Annotated in this window: 15 protein-coding genes; 9 read left to right on the top strand and 6 right to left on the bottom strand. The window is 75.1% G+C overall.

Translation table 11 applies throughout. The features are described from left to right. Window positions 1-9 precede the first annotated feature (9 nt). Complete coding sequence (locus ACRYRX_RS15000) at window positions 10-687, top strand: response regulator (RefSeq protein WP_432512997.1); 678 nt, start codon at window positions 10-12, stop codon at window positions 685-687. A gap of 60 nt (window positions 688-747) precedes the next feature. On the opposite strand, the gene ACRYRX_RS14995 is transcribed toward ACRYRX_RS15000, so the two are convergent. The 3 genes from ACRYRX_RS14995 to ACRYRX_RS14985 form a co-directional block, all read right to left on the bottom strand. Beyond that, window positions 748-1,437, bottom strand: a complete 690-nt coding sequence (locus ACRYRX_RS14995) for an O-methyltransferase (protein WP_432512996.1) — start codon at window positions 1,435-1,437, stop codon at window positions 748-750. Between the two features lie 21 nt (window positions 1,438-1,458). Further along, window positions 1,459-2,238, bottom strand: coding sequence for an alpha/beta fold hydrolase (locus ACRYRX_RS14990; RefSeq protein WP_432512994.1), 780 nt, complete (start codon window positions 2,236-2,238; stop codon window positions 1,459-1,461). 154 nt (window positions 2,239-2,392) lie between these two features. Then, entirely contained in the window at window positions 2,393-2,953 is a 561-nt protein-coding gene (locus ACRYRX_RS14985) for a TetR/AcrR family transcriptional regulator (protein WP_432512992.1), read from the bottom strand. A gap of 90 nt (window positions 2,954-3,043) precedes the next feature. Between ACRYRX_RS14985 and ACRYRX_RS14980 the strand changes: the two genes are divergently transcribed. Further along, window positions 3,044-3,970: an SDR family NAD(P)-dependent oxidoreductase gene (locus ACRYRX_RS14980; RefSeq protein WP_432512991.1), complete on the top strand. Its 927-nt coding sequence runs from the start codon at window positions 3,044-3,046 to the stop codon at window positions 3,968-3,970. On the opposite strand, the gene ACRYRX_RS14975 is transcribed toward ACRYRX_RS14980, so the two are convergent. Continuing rightward, window positions 3,939-4,850, bottom strand: a complete 912-nt coding sequence (locus tag ACRYRX_RS14975; protein ID WP_432512989.1) for a LysR family transcriptional regulator — start codon at window positions 4,848-4,850, stop codon at window positions 3,939-3,941. The genes ACRYRX_RS14980 and ACRYRX_RS14975 overlap by 32 nt on opposite strands. A gap of 168 nt (window positions 4,851-5,018) precedes the next feature. On the opposite strand from ACRYRX_RS14975, the gene solA reads away from it, so the two are divergent. Genes solA through ACRYRX_RS14955 form a run of 4 tightly spaced genes read left to right on the top strand, consistent with a single transcriptional unit; the run spans window position 5,019 to window position 8,598 of the window. Then, on the top strand, window positions 5,019-6,203 hold the full coding sequence (gene solA / locus ACRYRX_RS14970; RefSeq protein WP_432512988.1) for an N-methyl-L-tryptophan oxidase: 1,185 nt from the start codon (window positions 5,019-5,021) through the stop codon (window positions 6,201-6,203). 23 nt (window positions 6,204-6,226) lie between these two features. Further along, entirely contained in the window at window positions 6,227-7,036 is an 810-nt protein-coding gene (locus ACRYRX_RS14965) for an ABC transporter substrate-binding protein (RefSeq protein WP_432512987.1), read from the top strand. A 9-nt stretch (window positions 7,037-7,045) separates the two neighbouring features. Further along, window positions 7,046-7,834 (top strand): amino acid ABC transporter permease, encoded by a 789-nt coding sequence (locus ACRYRX_RS14960; protein WP_432512985.1) that lies wholly within the window; start codon window positions 7,046-7,048, stop codon window positions 7,832-7,834. Beyond that, entirely contained in the window at window positions 7,831-8,598 is a 768-nt protein-coding gene (locus ACRYRX_RS14955) for an amino acid ABC transporter ATP-binding protein (protein ID WP_432512983.1), read from the top strand. Before ACRYRX_RS14960 ends, ACRYRX_RS14955 begins: the two co-directional genes overlap by 4 nt. A gap of 74 nt (window positions 8,599-8,672) precedes the next feature. Here the strand turns inward: ACRYRX_RS14955 and ACRYRX_RS14950 are convergent, their stop codons facing one another. Next, window positions 8,673-9,083, bottom strand: coding sequence for a DUF4406 domain-containing protein (locus ACRYRX_RS14950; protein ID WP_432512982.1), 411 nt, complete (start codon window positions 9,081-9,083; stop codon window positions 8,673-8,675). 64 nt (window positions 9,084-9,147) lie between these two features. Between ACRYRX_RS14950 and ACRYRX_RS14945 the strand changes: the two genes are divergently transcribed. Beyond that, on the top strand, window positions 9,148-9,903 hold the full coding sequence (locus ACRYRX_RS14945; protein ID WP_432512981.1) for a DeoR/GlpR family DNA-binding transcription regulator: 756 nt from the start codon (window positions 9,148-9,150) through the stop codon (window positions 9,901-9,903). A 22-nt stretch (window positions 9,904-9,925) separates the two neighbouring features. Then, window positions 9,926-11,662, top strand: coding sequence for a DNA polymerase (locus ACRYRX_RS14940; protein WP_432512979.1), 1,737 nt, complete (start codon window positions 9,926-9,928; stop codon window positions 11,660-11,662). A gap of 9 nt (window positions 11,663-11,671) precedes the next feature. Here the strand turns inward: ACRYRX_RS14940 and ACRYRX_RS14935 are convergent, their stop codons facing one another. Beyond that, complete coding sequence (locus tag ACRYRX_RS14935; RefSeq protein ID WP_432512978.1) at window positions 11,672-12,253, bottom strand: TetR/AcrR family transcriptional regulator; 582 nt, start codon at window positions 12,251-12,253, stop codon at window positions 11,672-11,674. 72 nt (window positions 12,254-12,325) lie between these two features. On the opposite strand from ACRYRX_RS14935, the gene ACRYRX_RS14930 reads away from it, so the two are divergent. Further along, a complete protein-coding gene (locus tag ACRYRX_RS14930) occupies window positions 12,326-14,098 on the top strand; it encodes an ABC transporter ATP-binding protein (RefSeq protein ID WP_432512976.1) in 1,773 nt (590 codons plus the stop codon). Window positions 14,099-14,149 lie beyond the last annotated feature (51 nt).

Genomic DNA, 14,149 nt, shown 5'->3' with positions numbered 1-14,149 from the left:
GAGGTGGGCGTGAGCGAGCAGCAGGGCAGGCCGACGAGGGTCCTGCTGGTGGACGACGACGCGCTGGTGCGCGCGGGGCTGCGGATGATCCTGTCCAGCGCCGACGACGTCGAGGTCGTGGGCGAGGCGGAGAACGGCGCGCAGGCCGTGGAGGGTGTCGCGGCGCACCGTCCCGACATCGTCCTGATGGACGTCCGGATGCCCGTGATGGACGGGCTGACCGCGGCGAAGGCCATCACGGAGCGGCCGCAGGCGCCGAGCGTGGTGATGCTGACGACGTTCGACCTCGACGAGTACGTGTTCCAGGCGCTGCAGGCCGGGGCGACGGGGTTCCTGCTGAAGGACACCCCGCCGCGGGAACTGGTCGCCGCCGTGCGGGTCGTCGCGGCCGGGGAGGCGATGCTGTCGCCGACGGTGACGCGGCGGCTGGTGGGGCACTACGCGGCCGACGCGGTGAACCCGCGCCGCCGGGAGGCCGCCGAGCGGCTGCAGCTGCTGACCGACCGCGAGCGCGAGGTGCTGGGCGCGGTGGGGCGCGGGTTGTCGAACGCGGAGATCGGCCGGGAGCTGTTCATGAGCGAGGCGACCGTGAAGACCCACGTGTCGCGGCTGCTGACGAAGCTGGGTGCGCACAACCGCGTGCAGGTCGCGATCGTCGCCCACGACGCGGGGCTGCTCGACGCCTGAGGGGCCGTCCGCGCCGCCGGGTGGCGGCGGGGTTCCCGGGGGCGCCGCCGGGACCGGCCCTCAGCGCACGACGGCCAGGGTGAACCCGTCCCAGCCCTTCGCCCCGACCGTCTGCAGCGCCGTCACCTCCAGCCGCGGGTCCTCCCCCAGCGCGGTGAGGAACTCGCGGGTGCCGGTGATCGCCGGTTCGGTGTCCTCCTCGCGCGCCACCCGCCCGGCGCGCACCACGTTGTCCCCGACGATGAGGCTGCCCGGGCGGGTGAGCCGCAGCGCCCACTCCAGGTAGTGCGGGTTGTTCGGCTTGTCCGCGTCGATGAACACCAGGTCGAAGGGCTCGCCGCCCTCGGCGGCCAGCTCCGGCAGGGTGTCGAGCGCCGCGCCGACCCGCACGTCCACGACGTCGCCGAAGCCGGCCCGCTCCAGGTTCCGGCGCGCGACCTCGGCGTGGTCGGGCGCCTGCTCCAGCGTCACGACCCGACCGCCGGCGGGCAGTGCGCGGGCCAGGTGGATCGTGCTGTACCCGCCGAGGGTGCCGATCTCCAGGACCCGGCGGGCCCCGCTGATCCGCACCAGCAGCGACAGCAGCTGCCCCTGCAACGGCGACACGTCGATGGCGGGCAACCCCGCCGCCTGGTTCTCGTCGAGGACGAGTTCCAGCGTCTCGTCCTCGGGCAGCAGCGTCTGGGCGAGGTACTCGTCGACCTCCGCCCAGTCCGCAGACGGGTCACGGTCCACCGGCGAGGTGCGCATGGGCGCACTCTGCCAGCAGGCTCACCGCCGGTGGAAGGCCGACAGGACCGCCGCGAGGTCGGCGTCCGGCACCCCGTGCCACACCGCCGGCAGCGCCACCAGCTCCCCCCGGGGCAGCGCGGCCACCGCGTCCCGCGCCGCCTGCGGCCACCGGCCGCCCGTCGCCGCGGACCGCACCACGAGCGCCGGCACCCCGACGCGGGCCGCGACCGCGCGCGTCAGGGCGCACGTCAGCGCGCAGTCGTACACCAGCGTCTGGGCGCTCGCGGCGAAACCCGCCGCCCCGGCCGCGACGACCGCCTCCGGGACCCCGACCGCGCGCTGGAAGGTGCGGACGACCTCGGCCCGCCGACCCTCCTCCAGCAGCGCCGTCAGGGTCCGCGCGAACCCGCCGCCGAGCCGGGCGCCCGCCCCGAAGGGCGGTTCGAACAGCGACACCGACCGCACGGGCAGCCCCGCCGCGACGGCGTGCAGCGCGAGCAGCGCCCCCGTGGAGGCCCCGTGCAGGGCCGCGCCGGTCCCCGGCGCACCGACCTCCTCCAGCAGCCGGCGCAGGTCCCCCACCTCGTGCCCGACCGTGTACCCGCGCACCGGCCCGGTGCCGTCGGTGCTCTGCCCCCGGCCGCGCCGGTCGTAGGTGACGACGGTGAACCGCGGCGCGAGGTGCTCGGCGAGCGGGCGCATCGGGCCGGTGCGGCGCTCGCTGAGCGCACCGTCCACGAGCACCAGGACGGGCCCCGCACCGCGCCGGTCGAAGGCGATGCGGGTGCCGTCGGGTGCGAGCACGTACTCGGTCCTCACGGTCCCCACGCCGGGGTGACCGCCCGCGCGGGGGCGACTCATCGCCCGCCCGCCCGGCCACCCCTCCGCCGATCGAGGACACCCGCACGGCGATCGAGGACACCCGCACGCCGATCAAGGACACAGCTGTCCTTGATCGCCGTGGGGGGGCGGCTCACCGCTCAGGGGCGGGGGCTCCGGCGCGCAGCCCGGCCAGGGCGGCGGCGAGGTGGAACTCCCGCTCGTCCGGGCCGCCGCCGGCGACGCGGACGGCGTGCTCGACGCCGCAGACGAGGTGCTGCAGGCGGCCCGGCGTCAGGTCGGGCCGGACGACGCCCGCCGCGACCGCCCGCGTCACGACGGCCGCGACCGCGGCGAGCAGCTCGTCCTTGACCGCGGTGACGTCCGCGCTGGTGTCGCGGTCGGCGAGCAGGACCGCCTGCAGGCCGTCGCCGGCCAGTTGCAGCGCGAGCCCGTCGCGCACCAGCAGGTCGAGCCCGCGCAGCGCGTCGGGTTCGGCGCAGGCCCGCCGGGCGAGGTCGGAGTAGCGGGCGAGGTCGGTCTCGGTGAGCGCTTCGACGAGGGCGTGGACGGTGGGGAAGTGCCGGTAGACGGTCGCCACCCCGACGCCGGCCCGGTGGGCGACGTCGTTGAGCCGCAGGCTCTCGGGAGGCAGGTCGCGGGCGGCGTCGAGGATGCGGGCGCGGCTGCGGGTGGCGTCCGGGCGGGGGGTCACGGGACCAGGCTACCCGTGAGCGGATAACTCATCCGCCAGCGTGCTAGCGTCCGGAACGGATACTCCATCCACCACCGTCAGGAGCCGACCGTGACCTGGGACCCCACCGCCCTCCCCGACGCCCGCGGGCGCACGTTCGCCGTCACCGGCGCCACCGCCGGCATCGGCTACTTCGCCGCCGAGCAGCTCGCCTCCACCGGCGCCCACGTCGTGCTCGCCTCGCGGTCGCGGGCCAAGCTCGACCGCGCCGCCGCCTCGATCCGGCACCAGGTGCCCGGCGCCGCCGTCTCCACGGTGGTCCTCGACCTGGCCTCGCTGAGCTCGGTCCGCCGCGCCGGGGAGGAGATCGCCGGGCTCGACCGCCTCGACGGCGTCCTGCTCAATGGCGGCTCCATGAGCACCGCCCGCGGGACCACCACCGAGGACGGGCACCCCGAGCTGCTCGGGACCCACGTCGTCGCCAACGTCGCCCTCACCACGGCGCTGCTGCCCGCCCTGACCCGCAGCGGCGGGCGCGTCGTGCACACCACGACGGGTTTCGTCCGGCGCTGGCGACCGCCCGTCACCGACGTCACGACACCGCACCGCGGGTTCTTCCGCAGCTACACCTGGGCCAAGACCGTGACCGAGCTCTACGCCCACGAGCTCGACCACCGGCTGCGGGCGGCGGGCTCCCCCGTCGCCTCGGTCCTCACCTTCCCCGGCGTGGGCGTCGACGCGCGGACCCCCGCCCGCGACGGCGTCTTCGACCCCCGCACCCAGGGCCGGCGCAACCCGTTCACCCCGTGGGCCCAGGGCAAGGACACCGCCGCCTGGGCCGGGGTCCGCGGCCTGCTCGACCCCGGCCTGCGCGGCGGGGAGCTCGTGGGCCCGCCCGACGGCCGCCGCGGACGACCCGGACCGGTCGCCTCCAACCCCCACACCGCCCGCCCCGACCCGGCCCGGATCGCCCGGGTCTGGGCCCAGCTGCACGAGCTCGCGGGGGTCACCGCGCCCGACGCCGACCGGGTGGGGTGACCCCGAGGACGTCGCGGACCAGCCCGGCGAACTCCTCCAGGACCGGCGACCGCACCCCCGCGGCCCGCACCAGCGCCAGCGGCGTCACCGCGAACTCCTCGGCGAGCGGCCGGTGGACGACCCCGTCCATCGAGATCACCGTGCTGCACCGCGGCATGAGCGCTACCGCCAGCCCGCAGGCGACGATCGAGAGCTCCGACAGGTCGTGGACCCCCACGAGGGAGTTGCGGGGGGAGAAGCCCGCGAGGTGGCAGGCCGCGACGATGGCGTCGTAGGCCCGCGGAGCGTCCTCACGCCGGAAGATCACGAACTCCTCCCCGGCCAGCTCGGCGAGTGGCACGACCTCCAGGGCGGCCAGCGGGTGCGCCTGCGGCAGCGCGCAGACGAGAGGTTCCAGGTGCAGCAGTTCCACGTCGAGCCCCGGCTCCTGCTCGCGCAACCGGCAGAGCCCGACGTCGACGACCCCGGCGCGGACGTCGTCGAGGAGCTGCGCCTCCTCGATCTCGTACAGGTGGATCCCCCCACGGGGCCGTTCGGCCTGGAACTGCGGGACGACCTTCGGCATCAGGCCGGACATCACCGAGGGGATGCACCCCACCCGCAGGGGCTCGACCTCGTGGTGCAGGGACCGCACGAGGTTCTCGGTCTCCGCCAGCGCCTCCAGCACGCGCCGACCCTCGCGCAGGAGGACACGACCCGACGGCGTCAGCACGGGGTGGCGGCGCGGACCGCGGACGAACAGCTGCGTCCCCAGCCGGCGCTCGAGCCGGGCGATCGACTGGCTCAGCGGGGGTTGCGCCATGCCCAGCCGGGCCGCGGCCCGGGTGAAGCTCAGCTCCTCCGCGACGGCCACGAAGTGCCGCAGCTCCCGCGCCTCCATCCAGCCAACATATCCTCCGGGTATGAGCTCAGGACCGGTTCGGTGTTGGCGGACCGGTCGCGGCAAGGGTTATGAATGACCACCGCACCGTGCGGAAGTCGTTGTCGCGCAGGTGTTCCAGTCGCGTGTCGAGAAGGTTTCGAGCGTGTTTCGAGTTCAGGAGGTCCCATGGGTGGCACGCAAGCGTTCGACGCGGAGGTCGCCGTCGTCGGCCTCGGCGCGTGGGGTTCGTCGACGCTGTGGCGGCTGGCGACCCGAGGGGTCGACGTCATCGGGATCGAGCGCTTCGGCATCGGGCACGAGATGGGGTCCACCCACGGGGCGACCCGCCTGTTCCGGGTGGCGTGCCTGGAGCACCCCGGGCTGGTCCCGCTGGCCCAGCGGTCGCGGGACCTGTGGCGGGAGCTGGAGACCGTCAGCGGGAGCTCCCTGCTGGACCAGGTCGGCGCGATCATGATCGGCCCGAAGGACGGGTCGGTGATCGCCGGGACCCTGGAGGCCGCGTCCGCGCACGGCCTGGCCGCCCACGAGCTCCCGCTCGCCGAGGTCGCCGAACGCTTCCCGCAGTTCGCCGACGTCGACCCCACCCACGTCGGCGTGTGGGACCCCGACGCCGGCATCGCCCGTCCCGAGGACGGGGTGCGCGCCGCCGTCGGCGCCGCCCGCTCACTGGGGGCCCGGGTGTTCGCCGACACCCGCGTCACCGACGTCGAACTCGTTCCGGGCGGCGTCGTGCTGCACTCGGCCGCGGCGAGCTGGCGCGTGCGGCAGGTCGTCGTCACCGCCGGGTCCTGGCTGGGCAAACTCGTCCCGGGGCTGCCGCTGCAGGCGCGCCGCACGCCCATGCTGTGGTTCCGGCCCCCGGCAACCGACACCTCGTTCGACGCCCCCGCGCTGCCCGCCTTCATCCAGGAGATCGACGACTCGATGGCCATCTGGGGCCACGGCGCGACCCTGGGCCACGGCGTCAAGATCGGGATGCAGGACGTCGGCCGGAACTTCACCGACTGCGACCCCGACACCGTGGACCGCGCGATCTCCTGGGAGCGTGACGTGGCCGAGCTGTCCGCCCTGGTCGCCCGCACGTTCCCCGGCCTGGACCCGCGCCCGGACTCGGTCGTCCCCTGCATGGTCACCAACAGCCCCGACCTGCAGTTCCTGCTGGGCCGCCCCGGCGGGGACTCCCGCCTCGTCGTCGGCGGGGGGTGCAGCGGCCACGGGTTCAAGCACGCCACCGGCATCGGCGACGCCCTGGCCGCGATCACCGTCGGCGACCGGCCCGTCAGCGACCTGGCCTTCACCGACCCCGATCGGGACTTCGTCGCCCGCCCCTCCGTCCTCGCCCACCGCTGACCCCGCCCGGAAGGACCCCTCCCATGACCCCCACGCGCCGCAGGAACGTCCTGATCCTGTCCTCCGCCGCCCTGGTGGCCGCCCTGGCCGGGTGCGGCAGCGCCGAGGCCACAACCGCCGGAACCCTCCGCGAAGGCACCGTCCGCGTCGGCACCACGAGCGACACGAAACCGTACGCCTACGCCGAGAACGGCGAGTACACCGGTTTCGACGTGGAGATCCTGAAGGAGGCCGCCTCCCGGATGGACCTCGAACCGGAGTTCGTGGCCCAGGACTTCTCCTCGATCCTGCCCGCCGTCGCCAACGGCCAGGTGGACGTCGGGGTCGCCTCGATCAGCGCCACCGCGGAGCGCAAGCAGACGGTGGACTTCACCGATGTCTACTTCATCGGGTACCTCGGCGTCGTCACCACCGCGGACACCGGCATCATCGACGCCGCCGCGAGCCTGACCGGCAAGCGCCTCGGCCTGGTGCAGGGCACCATCCAGGACGACTACGCCCAGCAGAACTTCACGGGTGCCGAGATCGTCCGCTTCCCCGACAACAACTCGGCCATCTCCGCCCTCACGGCCGGCACCGTCGACGCGCACTTCCTCGACCTGCCGCCCGCGCAGGACTACGTCGCCTCCTCCGGCGGGGCCCTGCACGTCGCGATGGAGATCCCGGTGCCCGACTTCCCCGTGGGCATGGCCGTGAAGAAGGGGAACACCGCGCTGCTGGACGAGCTGAACACCCAGATCGCGGCCATGATCGCCGATGGCACCTGGCTGGAGATCGAGGAGCGGTACTTCCCCGGTCAGCCCGTCCCGGAGCAGTTCCAGCCCACGAGCTGAGGAGGACCCATGCTGGACAACGTCCTGCGCAGCTTCTTCGACGTCCAGGCGATGTGGGCCGTGGTGCCCGACATCCTCGACCACGGGCTGCGGAACACGCTGCTGCTGTCCCTGGCGGCCACCGCCGCCGGCATCGTCCTGGGCCTGCTGCTGGCCGTGATGGGGGTCTCCCGCAGCGCCTGGCTGCGGGTCCCCGCCCGCGTCTACACCGACGTGTTCCGCGGCCTGCCCGCGATCCTGACCATCCTGCTCATCGGCCAGGGCCTGGCTCCGCTGACCTCGCAGTGGTTCCGCGGGAACCCGTACCCGCTGGGCATCCTGGCCCTGAGCCTCATCTCCTCGGCCTACATCGGCGAGATCTTCCGGTCCGGGATCCAGAGCGTCGACGCGGGGCAGCTCAAGGCGTGCCGCGCCCTGGGGATGTCGTACGCGTCGGCGATGCGGCTGGTCGTGGTCCCCCAGGGGGTCCGCCGGGTCCTGCCCGCGCTGGTGAACCAGTTCATCGCCATCGTCAAGGACTCCTCGCTGGTGTACTTCCTGGGACTGCTCACCACCCAGCGGGAACTGTTCCGCGTCGGGCAGGACGCCGCGGTCACCTCCGGGAACCTGTCTCCGCTGGTGGCCGTCGGGATCTGCTACCTGATCATCACGGTGCCGTTGACCTACCTGGTCAACTGGACCGACCAGCGGTTGCGGACCGGCGGCCGGGTGGCCGCGGTGCTCGACGCCGACGCCGAGGCGCGCGCCGCCGAGATCGAACGCAGCGACCGCGAGGTCGCGGAGAGGGCCGGACGATGACCGCACCCACCCACGCCACGCCCGAGGTCGACGCGACGCGCTCCGCCAGCCTCGAACTGCGGGACGTCACCAAGACGTTCGGCGACCACCACGTGCTGCGCGGGGTGTCGCTGACCGTCGGAGCCGGCCGCACGGCGTGCGTCATCGGCCCCTCGGGGTCGGGGAAGTCGACGCTGCTGCACTGCGTCAACCGCCTTGAGGAACCCACCTCCGGGGACGTCCTGCTCGGCGGGACGAGCGTGCTGCCCCAGAGTCCCGACGTCCTGCGCCGCCGCGTCGGGACGGTGTTCCAGCACTTCAACCTGTTCCCGCACAAGACCGTGCTGGGCAACATCGTGCTGCCGCTGCGGACCGTGCGGAAGCTGTCCGCCGAACGCGCCGAGCAGATCGCGATGGAGCGGCTCACCGAGGTCGGCCTGGCCGGCAAGGCCCGGCACCGCCCGGCGAACCTGTCCGGCGGGCAGCAGCAGCGCGTCGCCATCGCGCGGGCCCTGGCGATGGAGCCGGAGGTGATGCTGTTCGACGAGGCCACCTCGGCGCTCGACCCCGAGCTCGTCAAGGGCGTCCTGGGCCTCATGCAGGGCCTGGCCGAGCGCGGCATGACCATGCTCGTGGTGACCCACGAGATGGGGTTCGCCCGACGCGTCGCCGACGAGGTCGTGTTCATGGACCGCGGCCTGGTCGTCGAGCACGCACCGCCGGAGGAGCTGTTCGGGGACCCGCGCACCCACCGGTTGCAGCAGTTCCTGTCCCAGGTGCTCTGAGCCCCCGGCCCCCGGCGGCGGTGGCTCCCCTCCGGCCCGCTGTGCGGGCCCACCGCCGCCGGGGCCGGGGAACCTCAGCGCGCGGCCGGGGCCGGGGCGCCGTCCACCACGACGTCCACCACGACACCCGGCACCTCCGCGAGGTCGCGGTAGACGGGGATGCCGCGCCGCCGGGCCAGGGCCACGTCCAGGTCGGCCCCGCGCGAGGCGCCGGGCAGGCGCAGGACGGCGTCGCACCGCTCGATGAGGCGCTCGGCCGTGGGGTAGAGCACCTGCTCGGCCAGCGGGTCACCGACCGAGGTCACTCCCGCCGAGGCCAGGACGGGCAGGGCGACCCACTCCCCGATCACGGGCAGGTGGCCCGCGCGGAACAGCGGCCAGGCGGCCTCACCCAGGCGGTCGAGGTTGCGCTGCAGCAGGACCGGGTCGTCACCGGTCCCGGAGCGGTAGGGACCGGCGATCAGGATCATCAGGCGTTCAGTCATGGGAGTAGAATAGGCACGAACGAGTAAGAACGTGCAAGAACATTCAGGAAGGACGGAGCTCCGGGTGCTGACCGTGGAACGCCACGCGCTGATCCTCGACCGCCTCGACCGGGACAAGCGCGTCCTGGCCAAGGACCTCGCCCACGAGCTCGGGACCTCCGAGGACACGGTCCGGCGGGACCTGCGCGAACTGGCCGCGCAGGGCCGGCTCGTCCGGGTCTACGGCGGCGCCGTCCCCGTCGCCGCGGCGGCCTCGGACTACCGCACCCGCACCGACCTCGAACCCGGCAGCAAGGCCCGCGTCGCCGCCCGCGCCCTGACCCTGGTCGAACCGGGCAGCACGGTGATCCTCGACGGCGGCACCACGACGCTCGCCCTCGCCTCCTCCCTCCCGGAGACGTTGTCCTGCACCGTCATCACCCACAGCCCGACCATCGCCGTGGCCCTCGTGGCCAAACCCCTCGTCGACGTGCACCTCATCGGCGGTCGCCTGTTCCGGCACTCGGTGGTGACCTGCGGGGCCGCGGCGGTCGAAGCGGCCGCGAGCCTGTCCGCCGACGTGTTCCTCGCCGGCGTCACCGGCGTCCACCCCCAGGAGGGGCTCACCACCGGCGACGCCGACGAGGCCGCCATGAAGCGCGCGCTGTCCGCGCGCGCCGCCGAGACGTACGTGCTCGCCAGCCGGGAGAAGGTCGGGGCCGTCTCCCGGTTCCGCGTGTTCACCCCCGGGCAGGTCACCGCGGTCGTCAGCGACGCCCCCGAAGACAGCACGATCGTGCAAGAACTTGCAGCGGCGGGGATGCGGCTCCTGCCGTCCTGACCCCCACCGCCAGACTGGGCGGGTGGACGTCGCCGGGTACCTGCGGTCCCTGGACCGGGTGACCGGGCTGGGGGTCGCCGTCGTCCCCGGCGGGCTCGGCCTGGCGGTCCCCGGGCGGCGCTGGGCCGTCCCGGCCACCGACCCCGCGGCCGTCCTGGCCGCGCTGGAGGCGGAGTTCTCGCCGCGGTGGACGTGGTGGTCGGCGGCCGCCGCGGTGGGGCGGGCCGGACCCGTCCACCTGGCCCGCTGCCACGACCTGGCCGCCGTGCACCGGCTGCTGGAGGGCGGGGCCCGCGAGGACCCCGGTGCGGTGTGGGCCGCCGCCCACGGGCGCACCCCTCCCCCGCCGCCGTCGAACCGCCCCGTCGCCTCGCACGGGACGGGGCTGCTGGACCTCGACGGCGCCGCGGACGACGACGACCCCCTCACCGACGCCGGGGACCTGCGCCCGACGTGGGCCGACGGCCGCGCGTTCGACGTCGAGGCGCCCGGACGGCTCGACCGCGCCGGCCGCTGGGCCGAGCTGGCCCTGACGGCCGCCGCGGCGCAGACCCGTCGGCTGGCCGGGCTCCCGGACCACCGCGCCCGCCCCTCCGGCCCGGCCCTGCCCGTGCTGACGGGGTTCGCCGAGTCCGCGGCCGCGCTGCTCGCCGTCGAGCTGTCCCGCACCGGTCTGCCGCTGGACCGCCCGACCGCCGAGCGGATCGTCGGGGCGGCCGTGGGCCCGCGCCCGGCGACCCCGGCCGAGGAGGCCCGGTACCGGGCCGCGCGGGACGCCCCCGTCCACCGGCACCTCGGGACCGTCGACCTGCGCAACCCCGCGCAGGTGCTGGCCGCGTTGCGCGGGCTGGGTTTCGACGTCCCGGACACGCGCGCGTGGCGGCTGGAGGGTCTGCGCGACGCCCACCCGGGGGTCGCCGCGCTGCTGACCTGGCGCAAGGCCGAACGGCTCACCACGACGTACGGGTACCGCTGGCTCGACGAGCACGTCGGCCCGGACGGCCGGCTGCGCGGGGCGTGGGCGGCGGCCGACGCCGCCGCGGGCCGCATGACGGCGCAGGCCGGGCTGCACAACCTGCCCGCCGAGCTGCGGCCCGCCGTGGCCGCCGAGCCCGGCGCCGTCCTCGTCCGGGCCGACCTCGGGCAGGTCGAACCGCGGGTCCTGGCCGCGGTCTCCGGTGACCCCGGCCTGGTCGCGGCCACCGGCGACGACGACCTGTACGCCCCCGTCGCCGCCGCCCTGGGCGCCGACCGGCCGACCGCGAAGATCGCCGTCCTGGCCGCGATGTACGGGCAGACCTCCGGTGCGGCCGGGGAGGCGTTGCGCCGCATGGAACGCGCCTACCCGCGGGCGCTGGCGTACCTGCGGGCGGCCGAGGAGGCCGGGCGCGAGGGGCGCGACGTGCGCACCTACGGCGGCCGGCTCGTGCGGATCTCCGACCTCGCCCCCGCCGAGCCCGGGGCGGCGACGGCGGCGCGCGGCCGGTTCGCGCGCAACGCCGTCGTCCAGGGCGCCGCGGCGGAGCTGTTCAAGGCGTGGGCCGCGACGGTCCGCGCCGGGCTGGCCGGGACCGCCGGGCGGATCGTGCTGTGCCTGCACGACGAGCTGCTGCTGCACGTCCCCGAACCCGACGCCGACCGCGCGGCCCGGCTCCTGACGACCGCGCTGGAGCAGACGGCGAGCCGGTGGGCCGCCGGGTCCGGGGTGCGGTTCGTCGCCGACGTCAGCGTGGTGCGGCGGTGGTCGGAGGCGAAGTGACCCCGGCGGTCAGGCCGCGGGGGCGGGCGGCGGGGCGCTCGCCAGCTTGACCAGGCTGCGCAGGCAGGTGTCGCGGGCCTCGCGCCGGGTCAGCGACCCGCGCGCGGTGACGAGCTCGGTGGCCCACAGGGCCGACCAGATCAGGTGCACCAGCCACTGCGCGTCGAAGGAGGGGTCGACGCTGCCGTCGCGCTGTCCGCGTGCGACGACCGCCGCCACCCTCACGTCGTCCTCGTCGTCCGCCTCGTCGTCCACCTCGCCGTCGTCGATGCGCGACCACCAGGCCAGGACGTCGGAGGCGTCGAGCAGCTCCCCGACGATCCGGGTGAACGCCTGCAACCCCGTGCCCTCGTCGGGCCGGGCGCGGTCCAGGGCGCTGCGGTGCTCGGCGAGCACGAACTCGTCCAGGGCGGCGGTCAGCGCCTCCCGGTCGGGGAAGTAGCGGTGCAGGGTGCTGCGCGCCACCCCGGCGGCGTCCGCGACCTCCCCCAGCGAGGCGTTCGGGCGACCCACCAGCGTGGTGATGGCGGACAGCAGGATCGTCCGCCGCGTTCGTTCGCGCGCGCGGTTCCCGGGGGGTGTCTCCAGCACACCAGTACTCTACGGGTGTCCGACGATGAGAACAGATTGACGAGAATCGGACACTCGTGTCCTACTTGCGGAGTGCCCTCCTCCCTGACCGACCCCGGTTCGACCCGCAGCCGGTGGCCGCTGCTGTGGCGCTACGCCCGCGGCCGCCTGCCCCGGCTCGTCCTCGCGCTGGTGCTCGGCCTGGCCGTCTCCGCCTCCGGCCTGGTCAGCCCCCTCGCGACGAAGGAGATCATCGACAGCCTGGGGGCGGGCCGGTCCCTGGCCGGGCCCGTCACGCTGCTCGTCGGCCTGCTCGTCGTGGGCGCGGGGGTCGGCTGGTGGCAGTGGTACGTCCTGGGCGAGCTCGCCGAGGACATCGTCTTCGACGCCCGCGAGGGCATGCTCCGCCGGTTCCTGCGCGCCCGCGTCGTCCCCCTGCTGCAGCGGCCCACCGGCGAGATGGTGACGCGCGTGACGTCGGACTCGGTGCTGCTGCGGGAAGCCGCCTCGACCAGCCTCATCGGGCTGATCAACGGCGCCGTGATGCTCGTGGGCACGATCGTCCTGATGGCGGTGCTCGACGTGCCGCTCGTCCTGGTCACCGTGCTCGCGATCGGCGTGGTGGTCGTGGTGTTCGCCGCGCTCGTGCCCGCGATCGGCCGCGCCCAGGAGCGGTCGCAGGCCGCCCTGGGGGCCCTCGGCGGGTCGCTCGAGGCGTCGCTGCGCGCCATCCGCACCGTCAAGGCCGCCGGCGCCGAGGACCGGCAGCTGGACCTGCTGCTGACCGGCGCCGCCGAGTCCCGGCGCCAGAGCGTCGTGGCCGTCCGGCGCGAGGCGCTCGTCTGGACCGTCTCGGGGGCCGGTGTGCAGGCCGCCATCGTCGTCGTCCTGGGCTTCGGGGCCTGGCGTGTGGCCGAGGGGCACGTGCCCGTCTCGACCCTGATCGCCTTCCTGCTCTACGCCTTCGGCCTCATCGGCCCGATCACGGAGCTGAGCCAGAACCTCACCGCCCTGCAGTCCGGCCTGGCCGCTGCCGCCCGCATCGAGCAGGTCCAGGCCCTGGAGCTCGAACCCCGCGCCGCCCCGCGCGGCGCGGCGGTGCCCGCCCCGGCGGCGGCCGGGGACGACGTCCTGGAGATCCGCGGCGTCACCGCCCGCTACGCCCCCGGGGGCCCCGCCGCCGTCCGCGATCTGGACCTGACCATCCCCCGCCGCGGGCACACCGCCATCGTCGGGCCCTCCGGCGCGGGCAAGACGACGGTCCTGTCGCTGATCCTGCGCTTCCTGGAACCGGAGACCGGGACGCTGCTGCTCGACGGTCGCCCCTACGCCGAGCTCACCCCGCACGACGTCCGCCGGCAGCTGGCGTACGTCGAGCAGGAGACGCCGGTCCTGCCCGGGACGATCCGCGACAACCTGCTCTTCGCCAACCCCGGCGCGACCCCCGCGGCCGTCGAGGAGGTGCTGCGGCAGATCCGGCTCGACGGCCTCGTCGCCTCGCTGCCCGACGGGCTGGACACCCCGCTGAGCGAGGCGTCCGTCTCCGGGGGACAGCGTCAGCGGATCGCCCTGGCCCGGGCGCTGCTCGCCCAGCCGCAGGTCCTCCTGCTCGACGAGGCCACCGCGCAGGTCGACGGCCTGACCGAGCAGGCGATCCACGAGGCCGTCCGTCGGCACGCCGAGCACCGGGCCGTCGTGACGATCGCCCACCGCCTGTCCACCGTCCTGGACGCCGACACCATCGTCGTCATGGACGGCTCGGTCGTCGTCGCGCGGGGGACGCACGCGCAGCTGCTGACGACGAGCCCGCTCTACCGCCGCCTGGTCGAGGCGCTGCGGATCTCCGAGCCGGCCGGGAAACCCTGAGGGCGTGCCCGCCGGTCGGCACGACCGGCGGGCACGCCCGAGAGGAACAGC

Source organism: Kineococcus lubricus, assembly GCF_050871965.1.
GTDB lineage: Bacteria > Actinomycetota > Actinomycetes > Actinomycetales > Kineococcaceae > Kineococcus.
The sequence above is the reverse complement of the archived record's forward strand: the minus strand, read 5'-3'. Positions and strand labels throughout refer to the sequence as shown.